Here is a 22,642-nt window from a genome sequence, read left to right as displayed (position 1 = left end):
GGGCCGGGCAGCACCCATGGTCCGGTCGGACCTCAGGGTGGCGTCATGGTTCGCCCGCCCGAGCCGCCACCCGGAGCGGATCGTGACGTGACCCTGACGTCCCTGCCGAGACTCGATGACGAACGCCGCGCAAAGGCCGCGGCGCGATCGAGGAGGAAAGACATGCGATTCAGCAAAACGGCGACCCGGCTCCTGATGTTGCCCATGGTGTGCGCACTCGCGCTGATCGGGGCGAGCCCGGCGCAGGCCGCGGTGCAGCGGACCGACCGGTTCTCCATCACCCAGCCGCACTTCGACTTCGGCGACGGCGACCTGGGCAACATCTCCGGAGATCCCAAGGCTGACGGGCGGCTGGAGTGGGATCTGGTCAACGGCGCCTGGGAGCCCCGGCTGCTCGGACGTATCTACATCAACAACGCGTCCGGCGAGTGTGTCCGGGTCCAGATGGTCATCACCTACCAGAACGGCGTGGTGGTGCCCTACACCGACAGCGCGTCGGACTTCTGCGCCCCGAACGGGAGGACCTGGTACAGCGACGTTGATTTCAGCCCGGTCAGCTCGCCCTACGTCGCGAACGTCGTCGTCAGGCTGCAGAGCGCGCCGGCGGGCGGGTGGTCCTTCTCGAACGAGGGAGCGTCGGCGCCGTACTTCGCACCGTGGTGGCTGCCGTAGGCGTACCCCGACACCCGGGTGGTCCGGTGGTCAGCGACCAAGGCGAGGGAGTGCCCCTGCATCCAGGATGGAAGCAGGGGCACTCCCCGTCGTCAGCGTCGAACGAGTCCGTGCCGGTATCGACCCGTTCGTTGTACAGGTGGAACGGTTCGTCGGCTGTTTCGCACCGGGTGGGGCGGGGCGGCGCGTCAGCACCAGCCGTTGACCGGGTTGGCCGCTCCGGTGTAGTGGTACGCGTCGGGGATCCAGGTGCCGTCGGTGAGCTGGTTCCACAGGGCGGTGGTGCCCCAGCGGCCGGTGTGGGTGGTGCCGTTCGCCGAGCAGGCCACGGCCGCCGTGGCGCCGTCCGCGATCGTGCCGACGACGCCGTACCCGGTGCCTGGCCCGGACCGCCGGCTGATCGACGTGCCGCCGTTGCTGTCGACGATGCCCTCGGTGAAGCCGAGCGCGCCGTAGTTGTAGAGCGTGCCCTTGACGTTCACGCGCGTCGAGCCGTGCAGCGCGTAGCCCTCGTAGGCCGTGCTGCCCTCTCGCGGCACCCACTTGCCGAGGTTGTGGGTGGCGACCGCGACGTACGCGCTGTTCTGCCGCAGCCCGAGGTGCACGTGCCGGCTGCTGGCGGAGCCGCCGCAGGTGATGTCGGTGCCGGTGTTGCCGAGGAAGGTGCCCGCCGAGACGGAGGCACCGTCGACGTTGATGTTGTTCCAGAGGTGGTAGTAGTCCGTGGCGTACCCCCGGTCGTGGACCACCCGGATCCAGCCCTTGCACATCGTGTACGCGGTGCCGGCGCGCACGGCCAGCACCCGCTCGTCACCGCCGTAGAGGTCGATGGAGCTGAACGGTCGCGGGGAGCCGGACCAGCCGTGTGGGCCGCCCCGGAGGATCCAGGACTGGCCAACGGTGAACGGCAGGCGCATGCCGGTGCGGAAGTCCCCGTTGGCGGACATCGTCTTCGGGGCGGTGAAGGTGTCCCTCTCCTGCTCAGCGACGACGGAGGCGGGCGCGGCCGCAGTCAGTTCGGCGAAGGTGGCTTCGCCTTCGAAGGCGACCTGCCAGCCGCCGCGCTGCTGACGGGCGACGAAGAGCCAACCGGACGGGTGGAGATCCTCTCCCTGCGGGGCGACGAGCACGGCGGTGCCGAAGGCCCAGGCCCGGCCGTCCTTGCGGGTGACGTTCACCCGGGTGTCCGCCACATCGGCGGTCCGGAACGCCTGGTCCGCCGCGACTGCGGCCTCCGCGAGCAGCTTCTGCTGTACGGCGGTGGTGACGTCGTTGGCCGGCGCGGCGTGGGCGCCGCTCGGCACGGTGCTGGTCATGGTGGCAACGAGCAGGACCGCCGTGGCGGTACCGAGCCAGCGTCGCGTACTCATCATGTCCGCTCCAGAGAGGGCTGAGAGGCTGACATATACCCGAAGGACGATATACCAGAGATCGATACACGTATATGAAAAGTCGATCGTCGTGCCGTCGGAACGGCCATGCTCGGGCTCCCACCAGGACGTTCGCCACGGGCGGGATCTCCGAACGGGGTCGGGATCGCGGCGGCCAGGGCGGGACGTGCGTGCGACGGTGGATCAATGGCTGCGGAACGCCTCCTCCAGCCACCGATACTGGCCAGGCGATGGTCCTCGCCCAGCGCACTGCCGGACTTCTCCGGTGGCCTCGCACCGCCAGCTGGCCAACCAGGTCACGCGTACCGTGACTTGCGGTCGGGTGGCGGCAGGGTCAGCGGCGGCCGTGTTCGGTGTGGTGGCGGGCGCGGGCGCGGGCGGCGGCGGCCGGGGTCGAGCCGGTGGCGCGGGCGGTGCGCAGGATGTCGGTGAGGGTGTCGGCGATGCCGTGGACCCGAACGGTGGCCTGGGCGGACGTTTCCCGGTGCAGTTCGACGGCGGTGGCGTGGACGATGCCGCCGGCGCTGACGATGATGTCCGGTGCCCAGAGGATGCCGTGCTGGTGCAGCAGGTCGGCGGTGGCCGGGGTGTCGAGTTGGTGCAGGCACGGGACTCCATCGGTCACGAAGCGTAAAGACTCCGCTGATCAATGGACCCGTGCCTGCTTGCTACCTCGGGGTCCCCTCCGTCCAGACGCCCTACCTACTGCCGGTCGCTCTTAGTTCAAGCTTGCGGTGCAGGTGGCGGTGGCGCCGTTGCCGTTTCCGGTGCCCTGGAATCCGAAACTGGTGGTCTGGCCTGCGGCCAGCCGTCCGTTGTAGCTCTGGTTCGCGACGGTGATCGTCCCGCTGGTGCCGCTGGTGACAGCGTTCCAGAGCGAGGTGACCGAGGCGCCGCCCGGCAGGTTGAGGGTAACCCGCCAGCCGGTGAGCGGGGTGGCTCCTGCCGTGACGTTGACGTTGGCGACGAACCCACCGTTCCACTGGTCCTGTACGGAGTAGACGGCGGTGCAGGCGGGGCTCCCACCGGGGGGCGGGGTGGTGGGCGGCGGTGTGGTGGGCGGCGGCGTCGTTGGAGGCGGTGTGGTGGGGGGAGGCGTCGTCGGCGGTGGCGTGGTGGGCGGTGGCGTGGTGGGGGGAGGCGTCGTCGGCGGCGGCGTGGTGGGCGGTGGCGTCGTGCCGCCGTCGAGGGTCAGCTTCCAGCCTTCGAACATGCCTTCATAGTCGGCGACGTTCTCGACCCGCAGTTTCCAGGTGCCGGCTGTGGGCTTGCTCGACAGATCGGTGATGAAGGTTTCGCGGACGTTTGCTCGGTACGACCCCACGTAGGCATCCTTGAGCAGGATTGCCTGCCCGTCCGGCGCGATGAGGGAGACTCGAAGGTCTCGGCCGTACTGGTGACGGATGTTGGGCTCGATGTAGCTCTTGGTCGACGGCGCCAGGCCGCAGGCGGCCACGCTGATTGACGATTCGACAGTGCCGGCGGCCGGTATCCGTAGGTTGGTGGTGGTGCGGCCACCACATGCTGGTGCCGGCAGGTCGGCGCCCGCGAGGTTGATCCGCCACGAGTCGAGGAACCCGGTGCCCGAGTGCAGGAGGTCGTTGAGCCACAGCATCCAGGTGCCGTTCGCGGTCTCGGACGACAGGTCGTGGGTGAAGGTGTAGTCGATGTCGTCGCTGTCGCCGCCGGTGCGGTCCAGCAGGTAATACCAGGTGCCGTCGGGTGAGAGCAGCCGTATGTCGAGGTCACCGATGCCGGAATGGTCGATGTGCAGCTCGATGGTGCTGTTGCGAGCGGCGGCGCCGGGACAGTCGGTGATCGTGATGGGGACCAGAGGGCTATCGCCCTGGGTGATCGCCGTGTCGGTGCCGTTCGAGCCGACGCAACCGGCCGGGTCGTTGACGTGTAGCTGGAATGCCGTCGCGCGGGTCGCACCCGTTCCGGTGCCAATCACTGTGATGGTGTAGTCGCCGGCCATGGTTGTCGACGCTGTGTTGATGGTGAGAGTCGTGCTGCCGTTGGAAGAGACGGTCGCGGGCTGGAACGTGGCGGTGGCGCCGTCGGGTAGGCCGCGGGCCACCAGGGAGACCGGTTGGGCCGCGCCGTTTGTGACGGTCGCGGCGATGGTGGTGGAGATGGTGCCGCCGGCGGTGACGGTGCCGCTGGCGGGAGTAGCGGTCAGTGCGAAGTCGTTGGCCGGGGTGGTGGCGCTGACGTGGAGCAGCCGGTTCGGCGAGCCGACGCCCGGATTGGTCACCACGCCGGGGGTGCTGTCGGCCAGGAGTGCCTGGGTCACCTGCGCCGGGGTGTAGGTGGGGTTGTTTGCCAGGATCAACGCCGCCGCTCCGGTGACGTGCGGGGTGGCCATCGAGGTTCCGGAGGCGGTGCGGGTTGCGGTGTTGCTGCCGATGTAGGCAGAGGTGATGTCGGCGCCCGGCGCGAACAGGTCCACGCACGTACCGATGTTGGAAAACGATGCGCGGGCGTCGGCGGCGTCGGTGGCGGCGACGGTGATCGCCTCCGGGACGGAGGCCGGGGTGTAGGAGCACGCGTCGGCGCCGCTCTCGTTGCCCGCGGCCACCACGTAGGTGACGCCGTCCGCGATCGACCGTCGCACGGCGTCGACCATTGGTGCGTACGGCGGGCCGCCGAGGCTCATGTTCGCCACGGCCAACTCACCCGGATCATGGTCGCCGGTCACCCAGTCGACGCCGGCAAGAACGTTCGAGGTGGTGCCGCGGCCGTCGCAGTTGAAGACGCGTACGGCCACCAGTTGGACGTTCTTGGCCACCCCGTAGGTGGTGCCGCCGACCGTGCCGGCGACGTGGGTGCCGTGCCCCATACAGTCGGTGGCGTCGGCGTCGTTGTCGATGAAGTCCCAGCCGGACACCGCCCGCCCGGCGAACTCGGTGTGGGTCAGGTTGATCCCGGAGTCGATGACGTACGCCCGCACGCCCGGTGACACGCGCGGGTAGGTGAACGAGTTGTCCAGCGGCAACGCGCGCTGGTCGATCCGGTCCAGGCCCCAGGACGGTGTCGGGCTCTGCACGCCTGCCACGTTCACCGTGTGGTTCTGCGTCACGGAGGCGACGGCCGGATGGGCGGCGAGGCGACGGGCGCCGCGCTCGGAGAGTCGGGCCTCGAAGCCGCGCAGGGCGTGCCGGTAGACCCGGCCGACGCCGCCGCCCTGCTGTGCGGCGAGGTCACGGGCGGTGGTGTCCACGGCGGTGGCTCTGACGGCGGAGTCCCGCAACACGACGATGTAGGAGCCGGCCACGGCGGTCGGGCCGCCTGTGGCGAGGATGTCACCTTCGGCAGGGGCGGCCATCACGGACACGGTGCTCGCGGCAAGAGTCAGCGCGGTTGCTGCGGCCGCGATGCCGGACCGGAGCAGGGCGGGCCTGCGTGGTCCCGTCGGTGTCATGAGTACCTCCCTGTCGAGAGCGACGCGCCCGGGACCGGCCGACCCCGTCGAGCACGTCATCCGACAGGGCGGGCGGATCTCCGGGCAGCCGTACCGCCAACATCATGAACACACGACTACTCCCAATGCCAGAGATGAACGTCGAATTTTTGACTCAGCAACAAAAATCTCCGTACGTCGCAAGGCCTCGAGGTGGCCCGCCTCGAATCCAAGGGCAGGAGGGCCGCTCTCGGCCCGCTCAACCCCGGGGAGGACGGCCGGCGAACCCGCGACCGGCAGTGCAAACCTGATGGCGCGTGGCCATACGGCTCTGGCACCCTGCCGAACATGCCCGACACCACCTCCTCGCCGCGCAGCCTGCCCGAGCTGCGGGCGTTCGCCGCTGCGGGCGGGCGGGTCAAGTACCTGTTCTTCTGGGGGCACCAGCCCCAACCGGACGGCAGCGTCGGACCGGGTTGCCTGAGCCAATGGTGGCCGGCCCCGTTCGTCGTGGACGGGATCCTGTACGCCACCGCCGAGCACTACATGATGATCGGCAAGGCTCGCCTGTTCGGCGACGAAGCGATCGCCGCGCAAATGCTCACGGCGCCGCACCCGGGCGCGGTTAAGGCCCTGGGCCGGCAGGTCCGCGACTTCGACCAGGCCACCTGGGATGCGTACAGCTTCGACCTGGTCGCCGCCGGCAATGTGGCCAAGTTCAGCCAGCACCCTGACCTCGGGCGGTACCTGTCCCGCACGGGCAATCGGGTACTGGTGGAAGCCAGCCCGATGGATCGGGTCTGGGGCATCGGTCTTTCCGCGACGGACCCACGCGCCCACGATCCGGCCCAATGGCGCGGCCGCAACCTCCTCGGGTTCGCGCTGATGCACGCCCGCGCGCAGCTCGCCACCGCATGAACCTCAGGATCCGCGTACATCAGGGACGGCTCGGCGCCGATCAGTACCGCCTCGTCCGCCGGCCGAACCGGTGACCGGCGCGGTGCTGATCGACAACAATCCCTGGTTCGTCTTGGAACTCAACGCCGAGGCCGCGTTCACCATCACGGGCCTGTGGATGCTGGCAGCCCGGTCGCGCCGCACACTGATCCATCTGCCGCTACGGGCAAGCCGCCACCGGAGCCCTCCCTCGCCACCGTGCCCGTCGGTGAGCTCGATCTGGTACTCAGTCACTACGACCTGCAGTTCGCCCCGAATCGGTGGAAGCAGCTACGCCACCGCCTGGGAGCCGGGGCTCCGCACACCATCTCCTGGAACCTGAACGACGTTCCCGCCTGGGACGAGGTCCACGAACTCAATCGCCAAGCCCGTCGGCGTTCCTTTAACAGGGACAGGTTCCACCAACGCCTGCACGCTCACACCCTGTTCATGGCCGGCAACGCGGTCGCGTTCCGGCGCACAGCCCGGTACGTCCTCGACATGGCGCTTCAGCGACCCGTGCGGCGGAAGGGATGGCGGCGGTTTCCGGCGGAGCATCGGGGCGCGTACCTGGTGGATGTGGCGCGGGCCTACCTGCGCGTGGGTGATGTGCGTGCGGCGGCGCGGGCGTTGGTGGACGCGGACAGTGTCGCGCCGGCTGAGGCTCGGTGCCGGCCGTGGCGCGTACTGAAACTACCTCAATCGTCATCAGACTCAGGCGGACGCCAGCTTCCGAGTGACCCGCCCGGACTACGTCGCTTCAGGTGCTTGACCTGTCAATTTTCCGCCGGTAGGTTAAATTCGCAACGATAAGCATCTATCTGTGAAAGGGTGAACCGTGCTGTTGAAATCCATCGCCATCGCCATCGCCGCGTCCGTCGCAGGCCTGCTGGCCACCGCCCCCGCCGCCTCGGCGGCAGCACCCGGAGTGTCGATACAAGGCTGGGGGTCCGGGAACTGCCCGCAGGGCATGCTCTGCATCTGGCCCAACTGGAATCACCCGCCGCAGGGTCCCGTCGAGACGCCGTCTCTGACGACCAACAGCGAGTGGACCGGCAGCATCCAGGGATTCAACTTCTACAACGGCACAGGCCGCGACGCCGTGATATCCGGGTTCACTTTCGGCTCGTCGATTCCCTTCAAGAACTGCGCTCCTGCCGGCGGGACCGGGGGCGACCTGTATATACCGGTCAACGTGACGAAGGTGACTTGGCAGCTGACCCCCTGCTGATCCTCCACTGGGCCTTTCCGAGTAAGCGGCACGGTCGCCCTGGTGTCCCAGCTACGGGGATCACCGTCAGAACAGGCCACGGGAGTAGCCGCTGGTCGAGCCTTGCGCCGCCACGGTCAGGGCGTTGAGCTGCGACTGCGCCGTCGCCTTCGACGGGATCCCGGGAGGTGCGGCCGAGGCGGGCTGCCCGCTGATGCCGACGTGTGGATCTCGGGTTTACGGCGCGCTGGCGGACGCGCGGCCCCGGACCGGTGGGGGCCCAGGACCGTGCGCGGCGGAGCCGCCGATGCCTACCCGTTGCAGGGCCGCGACGAGTGGCTCCTGCTTCTTTCCGCCACCCGGCGCGAGCCCCCGTGACGCGGGTGCCGGACCGTCACTTCTTGCGGACGTTCGGCTTTTGTCCGGCCACGTACGTCATCCAGGACGGACGCTGGCTGCTGCCGCCCCTGTTACGGGGCTGACGCTCGCGCTCCTGCGGTTCGACCGCCGTATACGAGGCTGCCGCCGCTACGGAGGTGTTGTTGCCGCTGGACGCCTGCGAGCCGGTGGGACCAGACGGTGGCGTGGTGGGAAGGTCCGGAGCCGCACTCGAGCTGCCGTAATTGCCGTAGCTCATGCCGCTGACGACTGGCCCTGGAGCGACGTTGTGCACCGGCGCGGGAGTCACGGCGTACGGCAATGCGGGCGCCGTGGAGACGTAGGGCATCGGAGGCTCCGTAGCGGCGAACTCTCCCTCCGCGTAGTCCAGCGGTTGATCGCCGTAGCTGTACGGGCGCGGGCCGATGGTCAGGCCGTCCATTTGCTCGTCGAGCGAGCGCGTGGGCGAGGAGTTCGTCGTCTGACCCGGTGCTGGCCTCGGGTATACACCCGACGGAATGGACGGATCGCTGAGGTCGGGCATGCGGGTCATGTCGTAGGCGGTGACGAACTGCTTCTCAGCGTCCGATACCCGGTCACGCCAGCTGTTGCGGGAGTGGTGGAGCAGGTTTCCGCCGACTTGCCAGTTCGAGGCTCCGCTGACCTGGCCCGGGCCGGTATACGCCTCGTTTACCGGAACCGTCGTGTCGGCGAGGGTCTTCGGCGCCACGCTGTAACTCAAGGGGTTGCCCGGCGTATACCCGGACTGCGCCGGCGGCGCGTAATTCTGGATGTACGCCTCGGCGATCGCATGCATGATGGTGCCGCCGATGAGCTGCTGCCGCCTGTCGTTGTGCTCGCGGTGATCGAGCCAGTGCGCGGTGGGGAAGTCGTTGTTGTTCGGGTCGATTGCCTCGAGAGCGAAGGGCTCATTGGCGCGCAGGCGGATGTTGCCGGCGTCCAGGTCCTTCTGCACGACGCTGTGAGCGTAGCCCAGCTGGTTGGCGGTGACCTCGGCGAAGAACGCGCGCCCTCGGCTGCCCTTGGACCCCATGACGAAGGCGTCCAGATGAGGGGCTGAGACGTGGCCAGGCTGCGCGTGGTCGAATCGGTGCGGGCTCGACTCGCCTGGCACGTGGCTGATCCGTCGGTGGACGAAGTTGGGCAGCAGGATGCCTGTGGATTTCTTGATGTGCAGGTCTGCCTGGATGCCTCGGGGGCCGATGACGCGGTTGATCGCGCTGTTGAGGAAGGCGTTGTCGCTGCGGCGCTGCGGTGCGCCGGGGATCACGTCCGCGCCGAGGTCGAAGTAGACCATCTTTTCGGCGAAATCCTTGTGGCCGCTGCTCAGGATGCCGGTCGCGGCGATGTCCTTCACCGCGCTGTAGTTTCTGTTCTCCATATGCATCCGCACGTAGCCCGCAAACCAGCTGGCGTCGTAGCTGGAACCCACTGCCGCCATCTCCCGGCCGGCCAGCTCAGCGACGCGCGTGCTCACCCGCATGGTGTCGATGTCGAGCTTCTCCGCCTCGGCGAGTGCCTCGGACCAGTCCTTGGAGATGCCGGGTCGCATCTGGTCCTTACCGTCGCGGTACCAGATGGTCCGCGGCTCATACATGAAGTGCAGATCGTAGTGGCTGCCGAAGTTCTTCTGCAGGTTCTTGTAGCCCTCCTTGCCCCACTCGGGCGGCGCGTCCCCAGCCCAGATGAAGAAGAGATCGTGTTTGGGCATCCGCTGCTCCTTACCGTGGTGGTCCCGTCTCAACGGGGGTACACCAGAGCAGGTTCACCAAAGTGGGCTGCGTCACATGGCGCGTCACGTGTTTGGCGTGCGATCAGCGACGACGACTCGTGGCTTCGCCGTCCACACCGGACCCACTCGTAGCCGCGCTGCCCGTAACCCGCGGCCGCAGACCGGTTCGGCTTCGGCCTCGGCGGACTCAGTCGTCGCGCAGCACACTCCTCCGCTCGACTTCGCCGTCTCGAAGGATCGCGCGACGGCTGCCTCCCATCTGCGCAATTAGTCCATCACGGGCAAGTCGCACACCACCTCCACGGAGTCAACCCGTGACCCGATGCATGGCAGTTATTAATATCGATATAGATCGTCGCTTAACTGTTCCCGGCGAGCCGATGTTGACCCCTTGACGAGGGGCTTCTGCCGCAGTCTAATTTGGTGTCCATATAGGGGAGGCCGACTTGCGGGAGAGTTCCAGTTCGCCGTTCCGACGTTCATGCGTCGGCCCGCGCGGCAGTCGGGATCCCGAACAAAGCCAACAACATTCGCTGCTTGATAAAGGCGGCAGGATTGCGCCCCCGCCCGCTGGAGATCGACCCTTCGGAAGGAATCGGAGATGAGTATGAGTTTCTTGAGTCGGCGGGATTTACTGCGTCGAGTGGGAGGCACCTTTATTGCCGGCGCAGGCATCGCCTTGTTTCCGGCCGGGTTCGCCTCGGCATCGCCCAAGGCCGGCCTGACATCAACCCCCGGCAGTACAGCCGGCGGACCGGCGTATCCGGGAGACCCCGGTTTTGTCGCCAGGACGCCGGGGGAACTGGGTGCTGCCAAAGCCAGTTGGGAGACGCCGGAGTATGGCTACTACACCGGCCACAATCCTGCCAACCCTGGCACAGCGATCGACTCCCCATGGCAGCTCGTCGCGGTAAACGCGTCCACCGCCTTCGCCCTCGGGTACCGCGGGCAGGGCGTCGCGCTGGGCATGATGGACTCGGGCTACCGGCCTACCCACGAAGGATTCCAGACCGGGTTGATCGTTCCGGTGAGAGCGGAGGGTATCTACGGCACCTCCGGCTTCGGGTACCGGAACTCAGCAACCCCGGCGAACCCGTTTGTTGCGGGCCAGCGCTTCACTGTGGCCGGTGACCAGCCGAGGACAAGTGACTGGAGTCACGGGACCGGCATGCTTGGCGTCACCTCTGGCATTCGCGATGGCAAACAGCAGCACGGCATCGCTTTTGGCTCGACGATGTACGTCGCCATGACCGGCGGTTCCGACACCCAGTCCCACGGTCCCTTCCACGATTACGTGTACTGGCGCACGGCGAACCAGGCACTGGTCGACGCGGGCGCCCAGGTCATCAACAGCAGTTGGGGCTCTTATGTCCAGACACTTGACAGGAGCCGCTTTGACGGCCTGGGTAACGACCTTGGGGTCGGTGGAAACCTCGCCAACGCTTACCAACTGCGCGGCAAAGACAGCGCCAGCGCCACGGCGATGGCGATCATCCTCCCCAACGAGCACCTGAAGGATCTGGAGTACCAGTTCTTCCTCTTCAAGAAGAGCTATTCGGAAGACGGTATTCAGTACAACCCGAACCACCCCGGACGCTCCTTCATGGATGCCATCTGGGACGCCATCAAGGACAGCGGCACCGTAAACGTCCGGTCGGCCGGCAACAACGACTGGAGCAACCCGTTCTTCCGCCCGGCGTACCCCTTCTTCAATCCCGCGGCGGAAGCGCAGTGGGTATGCGTCGGCGGGGTGCAGCCTCCCACCGCGGACAACCCCGAATACACGAAGCAGTTCGGGTACAACGAGGCGGGGCTCGCCAAATGGTGGACCGTGTCCACCCCGTCGAACAGTGTTCGGACCACGAACAGCGGTGGCGACACCAACTATTCGAACTCGAGCGGAACGTCTCCGGCGACGCCCGTTGCGACTGCGGTGATGGGGGTTCTGCTCTCCCGCTATCCGAACATGGACGCCAAGCAGGTCCGTGATCTGATGTTCACCACGGCGAACAACAAGATGTCCGACGGGGTGCGGTTCCTCGGCACCGGGCAGACCTCCCCCTCCGGGGCATCCATCGCGTGGACCGCTCCCGACGGAGTTCCGGACGCGCGCTGGGGCTGGGGCATCCCCAATCTGGACAAGGGCATGTACGGCCCCGGCCAGTTCCTGCGCCCCATGACCTACAACATGGACAAGGCGCCCCTGGACGTCTGGTCGAACGACATCAGCCAGATCGCGATCAAGGCAAGGGAGCGGGAGGATCGGGAGTGGCTGGCGGCCTACAAGAAGCAGGGCACTGCCTTCGCCGGTGAATTCAGCCCCAACGTACTGAGCCCGGACGGCACGCTCAGCGAGAACGCCTTCATGCTTCAGGGCATTTTGGCTGATCCTTACGTCCAAGCCATCACCAACGGCCGCCCGGAACTGTACGACAAGATCAGCTATGGGGACGCTACCAACTGGCGCAAGGAATGGATGGACGCGCGCGCGGCCTACATTCAGAACAACATCGACAACAACCTCTACACGGCGTCTCTGACCAAGCAGGGCTCCGGGATGCTGATCATGTCGGGCCGCGCCACCTACGAGGGCGGCACGACGGTTGAAGGCGGCAAGCTTTCGATCGCCGGCTCGCACGCGAGCTCGGTCGCCGTGAAGGGCGGCACGCTCGGCGGCAGCGGTTTCGTGGGAGGCAGCATCCGCGTCACCAGCGGCGTGCTGCAGCCCGGCCTGTCGGCCGCGGAAGCGGCGTCCGCTCTGTCCGTCAGTCTCACCGATGTCGCACAGGGCAACGTCCTGAAGGTCGGCGGCGACGTGACCATCAGCCGAGCGGGTCGCGTCGCCATCACCATTTCCGGCGACCGTGACTACACGAGCGTGCGGGCCACGGGTGCCCTGGTGCTGGACGGCGAACTCACCCTCGACGTTCGCGCGCCCATCACTCCGGGCACGGTTCTGACGATCATGAGCGGGGCCTCGATCAAGGGCAACTTCCACTCCATGCCGGAACGGCGGGTCCTGAACGTGGGCGGCCACATGTTCCGGGTGTCCTACAAGGGCGGCGCCATGACGCTGACCGCCGAGCGGACGCTGCCGAAGGCACGGTCCGGCAACGCCTAGCCACACGTGGCCTGGTCAGCCAGGCTCAGGTTCGCCTGAGCCTGGCTGGCCAGGCCCTTGCCCGACCTGGCCGCGTTGACGAAGCTGCCACCACTGAGCAAGCGCAAGTGGCTCGCGCCCTTCTGGGCTTGACCCGTTTCGACGGACAGGGTCGATGTGTTGATCTTAGTCAGGCTGCCTGGACCGGGTCTGCTGCACCGATAGGTGACATCTGAGATGGCTTGCCCTGACGGCGAGTTGGAAGGATGTCGCTGTGCCCAAGCCCTACCCCCGAGAGTTCCGCGATGACGTCGTGCGTGTGGCTCGTGACCGCGAGCCAGGCGTGACCGTCGAGCAGATCGCCAAGGACTTCGGAGTCCACCCGATGACCTTGTTCAAGTGGCTGCGCCAAGCCGACATCGACGCCGGCGCCACCCCCGCGACGACCGGCACCGAGTCGGCCGAGCTGCGCGAGGCCCGCAAGCGGATCCGGTTGTTGGAGCAGGAGAACGAGGTTCTGCGCCGGGCGGCGGCGTACTTGTCGCAGGCGCATCTGCCGGGAAAAGGCTCTACCCGCTCGTGAGCGAGCTGGCCGCCGACGGAATCCCCGTCGCGGTGACGTGCCGGGTATTGAACATCGCTGGAGCAGGAGGTCGACAAGGCCGGCGGTCCGCGCCTGGGTGAGGTCGTGCATCGAGCCTGGCCGAGTCTCGCCGCAGAACAACAGCCGACCAGCCGGATCGCAGATCACCAGCGCTTTCATCGTGTTCAGCCGGGCCTTGCCAGATACGAACCGGTCCCTACCCGCCCGCCCCTCGACCGGGCGGCGGACCCGCACCTCGGTGGCGTCCATCAACGCTCGCGGGTGCTGACCCAGGTATCCGACCACGTCGGCGAGAGTGCGCAGCCGGACGCCGTTATGCACCCGGCAACCCCGCTCGGCCAGCAGCGGCCGCACTTCGGCGATGCTGCGGGAGACCGTCGAACGGTGCACTCCGAACCAGGCTGCCACCACGTCATGGGTCAACCCGTGCCGCAGGTGCACCAGCGTGGCCAGCAGCCGGTCGGCGAACCCGAATCGGTGCTTCGCACCCGCGCCGACGCGGCGACGGCGCGTTCGCGTCGTGAGCCGATCACGGTGGCGGGCCTGCCACCGTGGTCCCAGTTCCGCGACCAGGCCCGCTATCACCTGCCGGGACAGACCTGTCATCCGAGGGTTCATCATGATCGCAGCACCAACCATGACGCCAACAACGATCATCGATGCTCAAGGACTCGCAACCGTGCACGAGGTCGTTAGTGCCTCGTCATGCGGCCTTGAACGGGTAATCGGGATGGCGGATCTTGGAGTTGATCGCGTATCCGGTTTTGGGTTGGGCGTGTTGGTTGCGCCAGCGGATGTAGGCGCCGATGGCGGTGTCTTGCTCGGCGTGGGTGCGGTGGTCGGTGCCGTTGAGGGCGAAGTAGCGTACGGCGGCGAATTCGGCCTCGATCCAGTTCAGCCAGGAGGCGTAGGTCGGTAGGAACACCAGGTCGATCTGGTTGGCGGTGCACCAGGCGCGGACCTCGGGGTGCTTGTGTGGGGAGAAGTTGTCCAGGATCAGGTAGAGCCGGTCATCGGGCCACCGGGCGCGCAGTGTCTTGAGGAAGCTGAGGAACTCCCGCCATCGTTTCCGGTCGCGGATGCGGTAGTGCAGCTTGCCGGTGGTCAGGTCCAGGGCGGCGATCATGTGTCGTACGCCCTGGTCGCGGGTGTAGGTGGCCCGCAGTCGCACCGGGTGTGCGACGGGCCGCCAGGCCCGTCCGGGTCGGGGTTGCAGGTTCAGCGGCCCGAACTCGTCGACGGACAACACCCGACCATCTGCTGGTGGGTGGTCGTAGAGGTCCAGGATCCGGCGCATCTTCGTGGTGAAGTCGGGGTCGGTGCTGGCCTTCCACGTCTTGGTGGCCTGCCACGTCACGCCGCGTTCGTGCAGGATCCGGCGGACGGTCTCGACGCTGATGGTCGTGACGTGGCCGGCGGCGATGAGGTAGTCGCGCAGCTTGGTCAGGGACCAGCAGGAGAAGGGTCGGCCGAGGAAACGGGGGTCGCACCGGGCGATGACGCAGATCCAGTCGCGGGTCTGCTCATCGATCCGTCTCGGTGCGCCCCCGCTCCATTTTGGGTCCAGGGCGTCGAACCCCCGATCGTTGAACGCGTGGATCACGTCGCGGACGTAGTCCTCGCTGGCCTTGAGCAGATGAGCGATGTCCGGGGCCGGCTGTCCCTGGGCGGACATCAGCACCACGATCGCCCGCCGCAGCTTCACCGGGTCCTTCGCCGTCCGAGTGATCCGCTGCAACCGTTGACCCTCGACCATCGACACCTGCCGGACGAACACCTCCGGGCGCCTACCCACGCCACCACCTCCCAGACCAGAAACGATGGGAGACAGCCTGCCCGACACATCCTCAGAACCCACGGATTACACGATCAACGTTCAAAGACGAGGCACTAGTTAGTCGTGCGGCCCTGGCCAGTAGAGATCCTCAGCTGCTAGTACGAGGACTGGCGCTGTCGTCATGGACCGTCTGAAGTACGCCGAGCAGCGACGGTCCGGTCCCGCGCGCCCCCTGTGGCGGGGAGCCACCGGGGGCAAGGTCGATCAGCCGCCGGGACGCAGCACCCGGCCGGGGCCGGCGGCGTTGTCACTGGCGGCCTGGGTCCGCTGCGATCCGGTGACGCAGACGTCGTCCCCGATGAACGCCTCCCGCCACACGTAGCCGGCGACGCAGGTGTGCGGGCCGTACGGGCCGCTGACCCAGCGACTCGCGGCGACCGCGTTGTCGGCGAGCACCTGGGACCGGGTGGTGCCGGTCACGCAGACGTAGTCGGACTGGTCGGCGTCGCGCCAGACGTACCCGCTGACGCAGGTGTTCGGGCCGGTGACCAGCCGGGCCGGGTTACGCCGGGACGCGGCAGCGGCGTTGTCGCTGGCGGCCTGGGTGCGTTGCGCGCCGGTGACGCAGACGTCGTCCCCCGCGTACGCCTCCCGCCACACATAGCCGGCGACGCAGGTGTGCGGGCCGTACGGGCCGTTCACCCAGCGACTCGCCGCCGCCGCGTTGTCCGCCCACACCTGGCTGCGGGTGGCGCCGGTGACGCAGACCAGGTCGCCCGCGCGGGCCTCGCGCCAGACGTACCCTTGCAGGCAGCGGTTGACCACGTCGGTGGTCACGGTCACCGAGGCGGCGTTGCCGGAGAGCCAGTTCACGCCGATCTGCACGCCGTTGGCGTTGACTGACTGGGCCGGACCGCCACCGGGGCCGGTACGCAGCAGGGTGGGGGTGCCGTTGCGGACCTCGTGCAGTAGCACCGTGTCCGCCGGGATGCCGGCGCTCCAGCCGGTCTTGCGGCGGAACTCGACCGTGTAGTAGTGGAACAGGTCGGCCGGGTCGAACGGAATCCGGATCAGCTGCGGGCCGCTGGCGGCGGGCACCTCAAGCGGGGCCAGGGTGAGGGTACGCGAGGCGACCCCGTCGGCGGCCATCGTGAAGATCCGGTTCTTCGGCAGCCAGCCCAACTCGTCACGGTTGGGGCCGTTGAGCCCGACCGCGCTGGTGCCGTAGTTCGCGGTGCCGAAGGCGTAGATGTGCATCGCGCTCATCTCGTCCCACGGGTCGTCGTACTCGCCCGGCTGCGACCACGGCGCGTTCTGGTAGGTGGTGTCGTTGGAGAACGAGTGGCCCAGGTTGTAGCCGTGCAGCATCTCGTGCGCGGCGAAGCCGACGTTCCACGCGCCCGGGTCGAGCAACACCCGACCGCCGGCCGCGCCGGAGTCCACCCAGTCATTGAGCATGACCGCGACCCGGTTGCCGGCGGGCACCGTGTACCCGGCGGACGCCGCGGTGTCCACACAGCGTTGGGTCCGGGTCCACCGGTCGATCGACTGGAACTGCGCCAGCGTGTACGGCATCGGGTACCAGCCCCGGACCACCGAGCCGGCCAGCGACACCCGTCAGCCGGACTGGTCGGCCAGGTAGTCCGCCACCCCGCCGGTGCCGACGCCCGCCGCGGTGAGGAAGTTGGCGAAATGCGACGGTGGCTGTGGCTCTGCCGGCTTGTCGCTGAACTTGCACAGCAGCACCGACCACGGGGTGGCGTTGCGAATCGGGCTGGCGGCCGCCGGAGCGGCCGGCAACGCCACCGCGCCGAGCACGGCGCAGGCGAGCGCCACGGCCGACGCGGCGATCCAACGGAGGACTCTGGGTTTCACGCGTGCGCTCCCCTCGCTGCGGCCCACCGGGCGCGGGCCCTGCGGCCCACATCGGAGCACCGATCGTGACCGGGTGAACGCGTTCAGTCGCGTTGGCGACGGGCTGGAATCCGACTGCGCTGGTCAGCGCGACTGTCGACCGGATGCGCGCCGAGGCCCCGCGCTCCCCGACCAGCACCCGGTCGGCCAGACGATCCGAAGGCGCTGCCTACGCGATCCGGCCGCCGCGTCCCCGGTGGCGGTCCTGGTGGTCGCGCTGAACGCCTTCCTGCTCTGCCAGCCGCCGGGTGGGTAGGCCGATCACGCGTGCACGCCTCGCAGAAGGGCGATGATGTCTCCGGCCGTCCGACGGCCCTCAGGAGTCGGCATGATCGGCCAGTCATGAATCATCCCCTCGCCGGTGTGCAGGTGGAGATCGGTCCCGGCCATTTGTCGGCCCGGTCCCGGAGCAGAACGGCATCGGGGAAGAGGACATCGCGTGTGCCCGCGTACACGTGGACGAGTCCGAGGTGGTCCAGGTGGCCGTTCAGCGGGCTGGTCCGCGGGTGCGAAGGATCGGCTGGGGCTGCCCAAAGGCCCGCGAGAACTCGGATGTGCTCGAGATTCAGCAACGGTGCCGGTGAACCGCTGGCGCAACGCGGCGTGCGCGGGAGCGGTGATGGCCCAGGGCTTCCCCGGTTCGGCGCGCCCGTAGAGCAGCCCGTAGAACGACGGGTGCTCCAGCCCGAACCGCACGTGCTTGTCCCAGCCCTCGCGCAGGTCCTCCAGCGGGTCGCCGGAGCTCTCGACTGCCGTGTACTGGGTGAAGCCATGGTTCACCGCGGCGCTGCTCTCGGCGAGCGGCACCCTCCCACAGTTCCACCGCGAGATCCCCTGGACGTCACCGGTGATCAGCCGAGCCAAGGACCTCGAGCGCGGCGACTGGGGCGCCGAGGCCGCCGCAGCAGCCGTGACCCGCACCGTGACGGCCACCGTAGTCGTGATCGTGATCGCGATCGCGCATCGGGTCAGCAGCGCGTGGTGGTGCGCCAGTGAGTAGCCGCAGGTCGTACCGGTGCTGTCGCAGCCCTTGCAGCAGTCCCCGAACGCGGAGTGAAATACATGAGTGACGGTCGATCGATCAACCGTCACCTCTCCCCACGTTGCGACGCGGACGCGATTCGCCTAACACGGGAATCGCACCTCGCTATGCGGCGATCGGGGCGGCGTTGGGTTGGTCGTTGTCGTGTTGGGCGGGCTGGACGAGGATGAGCCGGGCTTTGGCCAGTAGTTCCCGGCCAATCCAGCAGCGATCTTCGATCTATTCGTCGGTATGCTCGCCGGGACCACGCCGACGAGACGGATTGTCGACGGGCGGTCGGGAGAGATCCCGGCGGCGTCGGTGCAGCCTCAGCCGGGCGCGCATCAGCGGGGAGGTCTCCCGCAGCCGGCCACAGCCCGGCCACGTCGTTCGCCGGCAGTGGCTGCTCGAGGACCGTGACATCGTACTCGGCGAGCCGGCGGGCCATCCGCCGCGCGGCGTCGGCGGTGCAGGCATGCCCGGTACTGCCCATTGTCATTTCCGGTTCAGGCGCAACGATCCGTCATTTCCGGTTCAGGCGCAACGATCCGCGATCAGCCGGTCGAGCATTGTCAGTGCACCGCCGTGGGTGGTGACGTCCAAAGTGCGGTCGCAGCAGAGAATTGCCTGGTGGAGTCGTTCCAATTTGATTGAGGGCTCCAAGCCGAGTTCCTCTGCCAGAGCGGTGCGGAGTCTTCGGTAAGATGCGAGAGCAGACGACCTTCGCCCGGCGCGGTAAAGGGCGAGCATCAATTGCGCATGCAGATTCTCATGGAGGTGATGTTCTGCGGTGAGCTCGATGAGCTCAGGGAGTATTTCGTGGTGGCGACCCATTCGCACATCCGCCTCGATGCGCTGTTCGAGCGCGCTCAGCCGCGATTCCTGTAGGCGCATGATCTGCACTTCGAGCAGACGGCCCGGCTTGATATCCACCAATGGGGCGTCTCGCCAGAGGTCGAGGGCCTCACGCAGGAGCGTCGCGGCCCCCTCGTTGTCGCCGGCCGCGAGCGTGGTCCGCCCCTCGGCCAGAAGCGACTCGTACCGGTGCAGGTCCAGCGCGCCCGGCGGCACGTGCCACTGGTAGCCACCGGGCTTGGTGATGAGCACGTCACGGGCGACGCGGCTCGACGAGGTGCCCAGCGCGGAGGCGAGCGTCTTGCGGATCTGCAGGATGTAGGTCTGCAGGGTGGTGGCGACACTCTGCGGCGGATTATCGCTCCACAACTCCCGGGTCAGCGACTGCACACTGACGACCCGGTTGGCGTTCAACAACAGCAGGGCGACGATCTGACGGGGCTTGGGAGCCGACGGTATTGCGGATTCGCCATTCTCCTGCACCAGCAGAGACCCTATCACCTTGAATTCCATTCCTCCCCCTTTGTTTCACAGTGGAACCCGTGCGGAAATATGCACCACCTACTCACGGGCCCACTGCGGCTTCTCTTTCACAGAGGGCTGAATGACAGGAGGTCAACCTCAATTTACCGTCCCCCCATGAAGCTGAATGCCTGCTTCACGTAATCATATTTATCGGCGTGTGTCAACTACGCTACAAAGAGTCACTAGCGCCTCGACTTTGAAGGTTGGCCGTGTAATCCGTCGGTTCTGAGGATCTAACGGGCACGCTGCCACCCCGACACTCGTGGTGGGAGGTCGTGGCTGGTGGGCAGACGGCCGGAGGTGTTCCTCCGGCGGGTGCCGATGGTCGAGGGCCAGCGGTTGCGGGAGCTCGCCCGGACCGCGAAGGGCCAGGTCAGGCTACGCGATAGGGGTGCCGACGTCCGCCGGGGACAGCCGGCCCCGGAAATTGACCCCGGGAGCGGGCCGCGGACTATTCACGGACGTGATTCACACATTCAACAATCGGGTTCGACCCGCTGGACCCAAAATGGCGCGGGGACACACCGAGACGGATCGAGGAGCAGATTCTCCTGCTGGTGCGCGAGCGTGAGGTGTCCTGGCAGGCCACCAAGACCCGAAGGCCAGCACGCACCTCGACCTGACGGTCAGGACGCGCCGGGTCCACGCGGGTTCACGCCCCCTGATGGGTGAGACCGATGGCGTTAGGTGGCGGAGCGGGTTCCGATCGCGGAGCAACGCATGCTGTATCAGCTCGCCGGCAACATGTGCGCGTTCGCGCGTGCCGTCGGGAGCTGACAGCCGCAACTACCGAGCAGCACGGGTTCGTGGGCTTCAGCCAAGTGACGCTTCGTTGCCGACAGCCTGCAAGAAAGATGTGGTTCTCCGCGCAATCATCAACGGTGGCGGTCGCGTCGGCCTCCCGGGCGATCAGCACGGGGTGATGATCGCGTGCAGGTTGCGGAACTGCCGGCGCAGGTCCAGGCGGGGCCCGAGGCGGCCTGCCCGAGTTCCGCTCCGAGATCCTGGAACACGACCGCGTCGTCGTGATCCTGCGCCACGGCCTGCGGCGGGTCCTCGCGTCGGTCGGCACCATGCTCATCGTGAGCCGCAGCCACGCCGTCCTGACCGCGCCGGAGGCCGCTCGTCACGACACCGACGCCGCCCACGCCTGGCTGCACGCCCAGGTCCGTCCGATCGCCGGTTCCGGTTGGGAACCGGGCGCGGCCCAGCCGCGCGAGGCTGGCCGGGCCGCGCGGTGCAAATGTCCGGTCAGAGGCGAACGGTCCAGATCTCGCCGTTCAGCGTGACGATGTAGGCGGTGTTGCCGACGATCTGGAGCGCGGTCGGCTGGTTCAGGCCGGTGGCGACGACGGCGAACGTGCCGTCACGCTCGGCCCGCAGCAGCTCTCCGGTGTTGGGCAGGGCCGGCGACCCGTGCGGGTTGCCGGGCGGGAAGAAGCCCTGGGCCAGTGCGTAGAGGTCGTTGCGGCCGTACCGGACGTCGACCAGCAGGCGCCCGCCCGACGCGACCTCGTGCGGTCGCGGCGACCGGGGGTCGAACGCCACGATCTTGCCATCCTCGGGCAGGTTCGGGGCCGGACCGGCCTGGGCCAGGACCACCGTGTCGCGTCGGATGTCCATGCCGGTCGGGACGATGTTGGGGAACGCGACCACGATCGAGATCTGCCCGGTACGGGTCACGCGCAGCACCCGGTTGTGGTGGGCGTCGGTGACCAGGAAGTCGCCGCCGTACGGGATCATCGCGTACTGCATCCCGCTCGGCACCACCCATTCGGTGTCCGACGGATGCGCGATGGTCCAGGCGCCGATGTCGGCCACGACGGTGAACGTGCTCGGGCCGTCCATCCGGTAGAGGCCGACGACGCTGGTGCCGCCGATGTCGGAGCCGACGAGCGTCACGAGGACGTACGCCTTCCCGCCGAGGAACTCGATGTCCATCGAGCCGCCCGGTTCGCCCAGCGGGAGCGGCAGGCCGGTGGCATAGGTGGTGACGGCGCCCGTGTGGCGGTCCACCCGCGAGATCTCGCCGGACAGCCGCTCGGTGACGTAGAGCGCCCCGTCCGGGCCGATGGTGCTGCCGGCGCCGCCGGACAGACCGATGGCGAGCCGCTGGGGCCCGCTGTGCCGATCGGGCGGGGCCGCGCCGGCCACCGTCGGGGTGACGAGCAAGAGCAGGGCGGCGACCGCCGCCAAGAACAGCTTCCGATGCAGGTTCAACTTAGCCCTCCATGGCATGGATTTTCTATAGTGGACAACCACACACGGGCCGGTCAGCGGGGCGCGACGTAGGCGGCGACGTGCCCGGCCAGCTCGGGCGTGACCGGGCCGGCCGGTTGTGGCGACGGCAGCGCCACGATGTCGTACGCGGTGCGGTCGAGGCCCTTGACCTCGACGGTCGACGGCGAGTCGGACAGCACCGTCACCGCCGCCCGCCCGCCGGTCCGCCCGACCTCGACGTCGTTGCGGCAGGCCAGCAGGAACGCAAGCCAGCCGCGGTACCACACGAGCAGGTCGCCGAACGCGCCCATCGCGTCGGTGAGGTCCCGGCCGGCGGCCAGCCCGCTCATCTCGTCCCGGAAGATCTGCTCGATCTCGGCGACCACCAGCTCGGGATCCGCGTCGAGATCGGGGCACGGCCGGGCCGTCCGGCCGAACTTGCCGGCATATTCGGCGAACTTGCCGGCCACGAGCTCATCGTCCGGCCAGGCCGGCTGCAGCAGCACGGCGGTGACCGGGCGGTCGGCCGCCAACAGGTCCGCGACCCGCAGGGCGAGCGCCGAGGCGCTGCAGTGCCCGACGACAAACATGTGCCCGTGGTCGGCGCCGGACTTCCGGAACTGCTCGGCACAGGTCTCGGCCAGCTCCGGCAGCGACGCGTAGCGACACTCCCCCATGAGCACGCTGATCGGGTCGATCTGGAACACCGGCCTGTCCCCGACGCTCTCACTGAGCATTTCGCTCATGCGCGGGGCCAGCGACAGCGCCTGGAAGTCGGCGACCAGGATGGGGTCGGAGTCGCCGGCGCTGAGCCGTCGGAGGATCAGTTCGTCGAGATCTGAAGTGGTCATGTTGCCCCTGTCCTCTCACGCCGGCGCTGCTG

Annotated in this window: 16 protein-coding genes and 1 pseudogene; 6 read left to right on the top strand and 11 right to left on the bottom strand. The window is 67.9% G+C overall.

Annotated elements, in window-relative coordinates:
• Nucleotides 1-162 precede the first annotated feature (162 nt).
• The gene (locus F4558_RS06670; protein WP_053656423.1) at nt 163-672 is read left to right on the top strand and encodes a hypothetical protein; all 510 of its coding nucleotides are present in this window, start codon (nt 163-165) and stop codon (nt 670-672) included.
• 188 nt (nt 673-860) lie between these two features.
• Here F4558_RS06670 and F4558_RS06665 read toward each other — a convergent pair whose 3' ends face one another.
• The 3 genes from F4558_RS06665 to F4558_RS06655 all read right to left on the bottom strand — a co-directional run bounded on the left by F4558_RS06665 (nt 861) and on the right by F4558_RS06655 (nt 5,487).
• Entirely contained in the window at nt 861-2,045 is a 1,185-nt protein-coding gene (locus F4558_RS06665) for a peptidase M23 (RefSeq protein ID WP_209273202.1), read from the bottom strand.
• Nucleotides 2,046-2,397: 352 nt separating this feature from the next.
• On the bottom strand, nt 2,398-2,688 hold the full coding sequence (locus tag F4558_RS31210) for a Rossmann-fold NAD(P)-binding domain-containing protein (protein WP_209273201.1): 291 nt from the start codon (nt 2,686-2,688) through the stop codon (nt 2,398-2,400).
• A gap of 93 nt (nt 2,689-2,781) precedes the next feature.
• Complete coding sequence (locus tag F4558_RS06655; protein ID WP_167943524.1) at nt 2,782-5,487, bottom strand: S8 family serine peptidase; 2,706 nt, start codon at nt 5,485-5,487, stop codon at nt 2,782-2,784.
• A 327-nt stretch (nt 5,488-5,814) separates the two neighbouring features.
• Between F4558_RS06655 and ybiA the strand changes: the two genes are divergently transcribed.
• Entirely contained in the window at nt 5,815-6,384 is a 570-nt protein-coding gene (gene ybiA / locus F4558_RS06650) for a riboflavin biosynthesis intermediates N-glycosidase (RefSeq protein ID WP_053659548.1), read from the top strand.
• An 856-nt stretch (nt 6,385-7,240) separates the two neighbouring features.
• Nucleotides 7,241-7,633 carry a hypothetical protein gene (locus tag F4558_RS06645; protein WP_053659552.1) on the top strand — a complete coding sequence of 131 codons (393 nt, stop codon included), beginning with the start codon at nt 7,241-7,243 and terminating at the stop codon, nt 7,631-7,633.
• Between the two features lie 373 nt (nt 7,634-8,006).
• On the opposite strand, the gene F4558_RS06640 is transcribed toward F4558_RS06645, so the two are convergent.
• Nucleotides 8,007-9,722: a hypothetical protein gene (locus F4558_RS06640; RefSeq protein ID WP_053659555.1), complete on the bottom strand. Its 1,716-nt coding sequence runs from the start codon at nt 9,720-9,722 to the stop codon at nt 8,007-8,009.
• Nucleotides 9,723-10,344: 622 nt separating this feature from the next.
• Between F4558_RS06640 and F4558_RS06635 the strand changes: the two genes are divergently transcribed.
• Together F4558_RS06635 and F4558_RS31435 are read left to right on the top strand one after the other, a co-directional pair.
• A complete protein-coding gene (locus tag F4558_RS06635; RefSeq protein WP_082377652.1) occupies nt 10,345-12,864 on the top strand; it encodes a S8 family serine peptidase in 2,520 nt (839 codons plus the stop codon).
• A gap of 253 nt (nt 12,865-13,117) precedes the next feature.
• Nucleotides 13,118-13,426: an IS3 family transposase gene (locus F4558_RS31435; RefSeq protein WP_053659558.1), complete on the top strand. Its 309-nt coding sequence runs from the start codon at nt 13,118-13,120 to the stop codon at nt 13,424-13,426.
• A gap of 120 nt (nt 13,427-13,546) precedes the next feature.
• Here the strand turns inward: F4558_RS31435 and F4558_RS06625 are convergent.
• The 4 genes and pseudogenes from F4558_RS06625 to F4558_RS06610 all read right to left on the bottom strand — a co-directional run.
• A pseudogene (locus F4558_RS06625) lies at nt 13,547-14,053 on the bottom strand (helix-turn-helix domain-containing protein); the annotation flags it as partial.
• A gap of 97 nt (nt 14,054-14,150) precedes the next feature.
• Complete coding sequence (locus F4558_RS06620) at nt 14,151-15,242, bottom strand: IS630 family transposase (RefSeq protein ID WP_312877276.1); 1,092 nt, start codon at nt 15,240-15,242, stop codon at nt 14,151-14,153.
• Between the two features lie 246 nt (nt 15,243-15,488).
• The gene (locus F4558_RS06615; protein ID WP_167943523.1) at nt 15,489-16,799 is read right to left on the bottom strand and encodes a hypothetical protein; all 1,311 of its coding nucleotides are present in this window, start codon (nt 16,797-16,799) and stop codon (nt 15,489-15,491) included.
• 42 nt (nt 16,800-16,841) lie between these two features.
• Nucleotides 16,842-17,099 (bottom strand): hypothetical protein, encoded by a 258-nt coding sequence (locus F4558_RS06610; protein WP_167943522.1) that lies wholly within the window; start codon nt 17,097-17,099, stop codon nt 16,842-16,844.
• An 802-nt stretch (nt 17,100-17,901) separates the two neighbouring features.
• On the opposite strand from F4558_RS06610, the gene F4558_RS06605 reads away from it, so the two are divergent.
• Complete coding sequence (locus tag F4558_RS06605) at nt 17,902-18,138, top strand: hypothetical protein (RefSeq protein ID WP_209273200.1); 237 nt, start codon at nt 17,902-17,904, stop codon at nt 18,136-18,138.
• A 555-nt stretch (nt 18,139-18,693) separates the two neighbouring features.
• Here F4558_RS06605 and F4558_RS06600 read toward each other — a convergent pair.
• The 3 genes from F4558_RS06600 to F4558_RS06590 form a co-directional block, all read right to left on the bottom strand.
• Complete coding sequence (locus F4558_RS06600; protein WP_167943521.1) at nt 18,694-19,527, bottom strand: AfsR/SARP family transcriptional regulator; 834 nt, start codon at nt 19,525-19,527, stop codon at nt 18,694-18,696.
• Between the two features lie 1,263 nt (nt 19,528-20,790).
• Complete coding sequence (locus F4558_RS06595) at nt 20,791-21,759, bottom strand: ScyD/ScyE family protein (RefSeq protein ID WP_167943520.1); 969 nt, start codon at nt 21,757-21,759, stop codon at nt 20,791-20,793.
• 53 nt (nt 21,760-21,812) lie between these two features.
• Entirely contained in the window at nt 21,813-22,610 is a 798-nt protein-coding gene (locus tag F4558_RS06590) for a hypothetical protein (RefSeq protein ID WP_167943519.1), read from the bottom strand.
• Between the last annotated feature and the right edge of the window lie 32 nt (nt 22,611-22,642).

Origin of the sequence: Micromonospora profundi, from assembly GCF_011927785.1 — a bacterium.
Taxonomy (GTDB): Bacteria; Actinomycetota; Actinomycetes; order Mycobacteriales; family Micromonosporaceae; genus Micromonospora; species Micromonospora profundi.
This window is presented reverse-complemented; position numbering and strand designations above follow the sequence as displayed.